We start from the raw sequence: 5,821 nt of genomic DNA on the forward strand, positions 1-5,821 counted from the left end.
GCGGGCATACGGCCCTGGCCTGGTACACGGTGCGGGTTCTCCGAGACCGGAGCTAAGCGACGGGCATACGACGCACCGGCCCACGCCCCCTCCCGCCGGTGGGAGGGGGCAGGGTTCGTCGGGGTGCGGGCTTTCCCGGGGCCCGGGTCCTCGGGGCGCGGGCTTGTTCGGGGCGCCGGGGTCTTCGGGCCGCGGGTAGCCGCAGGCTTTTGCTTTTAGGGGCGCGGGGCTGTATCCGATTTGCGGCTCCGCCGCGTGGGCGCGATCAGCCACGACGCACCCGCAGCCGCGGCACGACTGTCACCCAACACCCCGTGGCGGGGGGCCTGGGGGCGCAGCCCCCCGTTTCGGGAAGGGGCGGGGCTGGGGAAAGGAACCCCTGCTTACGCGGCCTCGCGGTGCTGCCGCCCCTCCGGCGCGGGCGCCGGGTCCCGCGGTGGCGTCGACACGACGCGGGCGGCGGCGCCGGCTGCGAGCAGCTCCCGTACAGACACCCCGCCAAGCTCCGCAGGAACAGGGTCACGATCCGAAGTCGACATGGCCGCCTCCTGGGGCTCCGGGAGCAGACGTAGTTAGGTAACCCTAACCAGCACCGGTATCCATATGAACACGCCGAAGCCACCCCACGCAACCTCTTGCCGACGCCATGTCGGAACGTTACGAAACCCCGGCTCTCAAGCCGAGAGCACACTCAGATCCACGGCAGCCCACCGCTCGCCCACCCCGTGGAGCGTCACGTGCCGGACCTCGTCCGTCGTGTCTCCCACCGCCCGGTGGATGAACACGTGCAGCCGCTCCTCGGTCAGCTCCTCGACCTTCCCCTCGCCCCACTCCACGACGATCACCGAGTCGGTCAGCGAGACATCGAGGTCGAGGTCCTCCATCTCGTCCAGCCCGCCACCCAAGCGGTAGGCGTCGACGTGGACGAGCGGCGGCCCGTCGCCGAGAGGGGGGTGCACGCGGGCGATCACGAAGGTGGGGGACGTGACCGCACCCCGTACGCCAAGCCCCTCGCCGAGCCCTCGGGTCAGCGTCGTCTTGCCCGCGCCCAGCTCGCCGGTGAGCATCACGAGGTCGCCGGGGCGCAGCAGCTTGGCCAGGCGGCGGCCCAACTCCTGCATCTGGTCGGGGGAGTTGACGGTGAACTCGGTGGTGACGTACGGCATCGGTTGCTCAGCCGGGTTGTGCGGTGCTGCTGGTGCTTCCATAGCCGCCTACGGTAGCGCCGGCCGGGACGGCTCCCGCGCGGGTGAGGAGGTCGGCGAGGCGGTCCGTGACGACCTCGGGGTGCTCCAGCATCACCAGGTGTCCGGCGTCCGGCACGAGCACCAGCTCGGCGTCCGGCAGCAGATCCGCGATCGCCTCGCTGTGCTCGCTCGGTGTGACGAGGTCCTTGACGCCGGACAGTACGAGGACGGGCAGCTCGGCGAAGTACGCCAGGGCCTCCGTCTTGTCGTGGTCGGTGAACGCCGGGTAGAACTCGGCGACCACATCGATCGGTGTGCCCTCGATCAGCCGCTCGGCGAACCGTGCGACCGCCGGGTCGATGTCCTTGGACGCGAACGAGTACCGCTTGATGATCCCGGCGAACAGGTCGGCCGTGGCCCGCCGCCCTTTCTCCACCAGCTCGGCCCGCTGCCCCAGCGCCTTCAGCACGCCGGGCAGCACGCGCCGTACCGCGTTGACGCCCGCCACGGGAAGCCCGAAGTTGACCTCGCCGAGCTTTCCCGACGACGTGCCGACGAGTGCGACGCCGACCACCCGCTCGCGAATGAGGTCGGGGTACTGGTCGGCAAGGGCCATCACCGTCATTCCGCCCATCGAGTGGCCGACGAGCACGAGCGGGCCCTCGGGGGCGGCCTCGTCGATCACGGCCTTCAGATCTCGGCCGAGCTGCTCGATGTCGAGCGGCACACCGTCCTGGACCTGCGCGACACCGCGTCCGGAGCGGCCGTGGCTGCGCTGGTCCCAGTGGACGGTGCGTACGACTCCGCGCAGGGCGGCGCGCTGGAAGTGCCAGGAGTCCTGACTGAGGCAGTAGCCGTGGCTGAAGACGACGGTGACGGGAGCCGGGGCCTTGCGGCCGAACAGTCTGCGGCGGCGGGGGGTGAGCGTGGCGTCCTGTTCCACGTCGTCGATCTCGTAGTAGATCTCCGTGCCGTCGTCCGCGGTCGCCGTGCCGGGCATGCCGCGCAGTGCGCCGTACGGGCCTGCCGAGTCGAGCGCGAGCCGGGCCTTCTGGCGCATGCCGCGGCCGACGGTGAGCCGCTCTATCGCGACTCCGGCGGCGGCGCCCGCGGCGACGACGCCTATCGCGGTGCCCACGATGCCCGCCCTACGCCAGTTCCCGGCGCTCCCCGCGGCGGCGCTCCCCGCGGCAGAGGCCACCGAGGCGACGGCCTCCGCCCTGCTCTCGCTCACGTACCGCTCCTCTTTGCCGGTGTGTGGTCCGGGGGCCGTCCCCGGGAAGGTGAGTACCCGCCTTGTGCGTTATTCACTATTCACGTAGACGCGCGGTACGCGGGTTCCGATCCGGGTCACGATTTCGTACGCGATCGTGCCCGCGGCCCGGGCCCAGTCCTCGGCGGTCGGCTCACCTTCATCGCCGGGCCCGAACAGCACCACCCGTTCCCCCACTGCCGGCTGGTCCCCGCCGAGGTCGACGGCGAACTGGTCCATCGCGACCCGCCCCGCCACCGTCCGCCACTTGCCGCCGGCCAGGACAGGCCCCGTGCCGGAGGCGTGCCGTGGGATCCCGTCCGCGTACCCCACGGGCACCAGGCCGAGGGTCGTGTCACCTGGCGTCACGTAGTGATGCCCGTAACTGACGCCGTGTCCTGCCGGAACGCGCTTCACCAGCGCGAGCGCGGCCGACAGCGTCATCACCGGCCGCAGCCCCAGCTCGGCCGCGGTGCCGAGTGCGGGGCTGGGCGAGATGCCGTACGTCGCGATTCCGGTGCGTACGAGATCGAAGTGGGTCTCCGGGAGTGTGAGCGTGGCGGGCGAGTTGGCGATGTGTCGCACTTCTGGCCTTACGCCCTGTTTCTCCGCGTATGTCACCATCTCGCGAAAGGCGGTGAGTTGGGCCCCGATGGAGGGATGCCCCGGCTCGTCGGCGCAGGCGAAATGCGACCAGAGCCCGGTGACCCGGACCAGCCCTTCGGCCTCGGCGCGCAGGGCTGCCGCGACCAACTCGGGCCAATCACCGGGCTGGCAGCCGTTGCGCCCGAGCCCGGTGTCGGCCTTGAGCTGGACCCGAGCGGTACGCCCCGCGGCGCGCGCGGCCCCGGCGGCCTCCCGCAAGGCCCAGAGCCCGCTGATCCCGAGGTCCACGTCGGCCTCGACGGCCGCACGCCAAGGGCCGCCGGGCGTCCACAGCCAGCACATGATCCGCCCCCGCAGCCCCGCCTCGCGCAGGGCCAGGGCCTCCTCGGGCGTGGCCGTCCCCAGCCACGTGGCCCCCGCGTCGAGCGCCGCCCGGGCACACCGCACCGCCCCGTGTCCGTACGCGTCCGATTTCACCACCGCCATGAGGGCGGCGGCGGGCGCGTGGGCGCGCAGAGTCCGCACATTGGCCCTCAGAGCGGCCAGATCGATCTCGGCGCGGGCACGCGCGGGTGCTGTCTCGTTCATCGCGCCCAGTGTCTCAGAGTGCGCTGACAGCTTCGCCGAGCCCGTACCGCTGTGAGCAGCGGGCTCGCCCGAGTACCGAGCCGGCGCCCGCGACGCCGGCTGGGTACGCCAGACTCGGCGTATGCGTAGTGCGTACGGAGTGGAGACGGTGCGGTCGGCCGAGCGGGATTTGATGGCGCGGCTTCCGGAGGGGGCGCTGATGCAGCGGGCGGCGGCCGGACTTGCCGCGGCCTGTGCGGAGTTGATGGGGCGGGTGTACGGCCGCCGGGTCGTCCTGCTCGTCGGCAGCGGGGACAACGGCGGAGACGCCCTGTACGCGGGAGCCCGCCTTGCCCGCCGCGGCGCGGGCGTCACGGCCGTACTGCTGTCTCCCGAGCGAACCCATCCGGGCGGGCTGGCAGCGCTGCGTCGGGCAGGCGGCAGGGCACTCGCGAACCGGCAGAAAGAAGACGCCGCAGCGGTCGAGCGGGCGGTCCGTTCCGCCGATCTCGTGGTCGACGGAATCGTCGGGATCGGCGGCAAGGGCGGACTGCGCCCCGACGCCGCCCCCTTGGCCGAGTTGGCCGAGGCATCCCGCGCCGCCGTCGTCGCCGTGGATCTGCCGAGCGGTGTCGAGGCGGACACCGGTGAGGTGCGTGGCGCGGCGATCCGTGCCGACCTGACCGTGACCTTCGGGACGCACAAGCCGGGGCTGCTGATCGATCCGGCCCGGGAGTACGCCGGTTCGGTGCGGTTCGTGGACATCGGGCTCTCGCTCCCCGACGAGGCCGAGGCGGAGGCCCTGCAACATGCCGATGTGGCGGCGCTGTTGCCCGTTCCGGGCGCCGAGAGCGACAAATACCGGCGCGGCGTCGTGGGGATCGCCGCCGGGTCCTCGCGGTATCCCGGCGCGGCCGTACTCGCCGTGGCGGGCGCGCTGCGGGGCGGCGCCGGGGCCGTACGGTACGTCGGCCCCGCCGGGGACGCGGTGATCGCCCGCTTCCCCGAAACCCTCGTCTCGGACCAGGGTCCGAAGCGGGCCGGGCGGGTGCAGGCCTGGGTCGTCGGGCCGGGTGCCGGCGACGACGCGCAGACGGTGGCGGAGGTGCTCGCCCAGGACGTACCCGTCCTGGTGGACGCGGACGGCCTCCGGCTCGCGGACCAGGATCTCGTACGGGCCCGGAAGGCGCCCACACTGATGACGCCTCACGCCGGTGAGGCCGCCGCCCTGCTCGGTGTCTCGCGGGAGTCGGTCGAGGCGGCGCGGTTGCACTCCGTGCGGGAGCTGGCGGAGCGGTACGGGGCAACGGTGTTGCTGAAGGGCTCGACCACGCTGGTGGCTTCGCCCGGGGGTGGACCGGTCCGGGTCAACGCGACGGGGACGTCCTGGCTGGCCACGGCGGGCAGCGGTGACGTGTTGTCGGGGCTCGCAGGGTCATTGCTGGCCTCGGGGCTGAGCGCTCTGGACGCCGGGAGTATCGCGGCGTATCTCCACGGGCTTGCGGGGCGGTTCGCGGCGGACGGTGCGCCGATGGGCGCGCACGATGTGTCCGAGTCGATCCGCTCCGCGTGGCGGGATGTCATGAGCTGACGTGGTCCTGGAGGGACCTCTACCCTTCCGCGACGACCACCGCCGAAGCCACGCCCGCGTCATGGCTCAGCGACACATGCCAGGACCGCACGCCCAGCTCGGCCGCCCGCACGGCGACCGTCCCCGTCACCCGCAGCCTCGGCTGCCCGCTGTCCTCGACGACGACCTCCGCGTCCGTCCAGTACAGCCCGCTCGGCGCCCCCAGCGCCTTGGCGAGAGCCTCCTTCGCCGCGAACCGGGCCGCGAGTGACGCGACCCCGCGCCGCTCGCCGCTCGGCAACCACAACTCCCGCTCGACGAAAAGCCGTTCCGCGAGCGCCGGTGTCCGCTCCAGCGAGGCCCGGAACCGCTCGATCTCGGCGACGTCGATCCCCACTCCGATGATCACGACGCAACCCTATGCCTCCGGCGGTTGGGCAGGGGCGCCTACCGGGAGGGTGGGTTCGGTTCATGGGCGGGTGCGGGTTCGTTGTGGCTGGTCGCGCAGTTCCCCGCGGGGTGCTTCCGGCGGTTGGGCGGCTGCGGGTGCGTTGTGGTTGCTCGCGCCGTTCCCCGCGCCCCTGGGTGGGGGGTGCGGGGTCGTGGGCCGGTGCGTCAGCCCGTCGCAGGGCGGGCATA

Annotated in this window: 5 protein-coding genes; 1 reads left to right on the forward strand and 4 read right to left on the reverse strand. The window is 72.7% G+C overall.

What is annotated here, in order from left to right; translation table 11 throughout:
* Positions 1–674: 674 nt before the first annotated feature.
* From tsaE to alr, 3 genes are all read right to left on the reverse strand, one after another.
* The gene (gene tsaE / locus OP79_RS48095) at positions 675–1,208 is read right to left on the reverse strand and encodes a tRNA (adenosine(37)-N6)-threonylcarbamoyltransferase complex ATPase subunit type 1 TsaE (protein WP_078492529.1); all 534 of its coding nucleotides are present in this window, start codon (positions 1,206–1,208) and stop codon (positions 675–677) included.
* On the reverse strand, positions 1,174–2,421 hold the full coding sequence (locus OP79_RS48100) for an alpha/beta fold hydrolase (protein ID WP_033329565.1): 1,248 nt from the start codon (positions 2,419–2,421) through the stop codon (positions 1,174–1,176). Before OP79_RS48100 ends, tsaE begins: the two co-directional genes overlap by 35 nt.
* A 69-nt stretch (positions 2,422–2,490) precedes the next feature.
* Positions 2,491–3,633, reverse strand: coding sequence for an alanine racemase (gene alr / locus OP79_RS48105; RefSeq protein WP_033329566.1), 1,143 nt, complete (start codon positions 3,631–3,633; stop codon positions 2,491–2,493).
* A 121-nt stretch (positions 3,634–3,754) separates the two neighbouring features.
* Between alr and OP79_RS48110 the strand changes: the two genes are divergently transcribed.
* Entirely contained in the window at positions 3,755–5,203 is a 1,449-nt protein-coding gene (locus OP79_RS48110) for a bifunctional ADP-dependent NAD(P)H-hydrate dehydratase/NAD(P)H-hydrate epimerase (protein ID WP_033329567.1), read from the forward strand.
* 19 nt (positions 5,204–5,222) lie between these two features.
* On the opposite strand, the gene OP79_RS48115 is transcribed toward OP79_RS48110, so the two are convergent.
* The gene (locus tag OP79_RS48115; protein WP_033329568.1) at positions 5,223–5,591 is read right to left on the reverse strand and encodes a holo-ACP synthase; all 369 of its coding nucleotides are present in this window, start codon (positions 5,589–5,591) and stop codon (positions 5,223–5,225) included.
* Between the last annotated feature and the right edge of the window lie 230 nt (positions 5,592–5,821).

The organism is Streptomyces yerevanensis, assembly GCF_000716805.1.
In the GTDB taxonomy this organism is placed as follows: domain Bacteria; phylum Actinomycetota; class Actinomycetes; order Streptomycetales; family Streptomycetaceae; genus Streptomyces; species Streptomyces flaveus.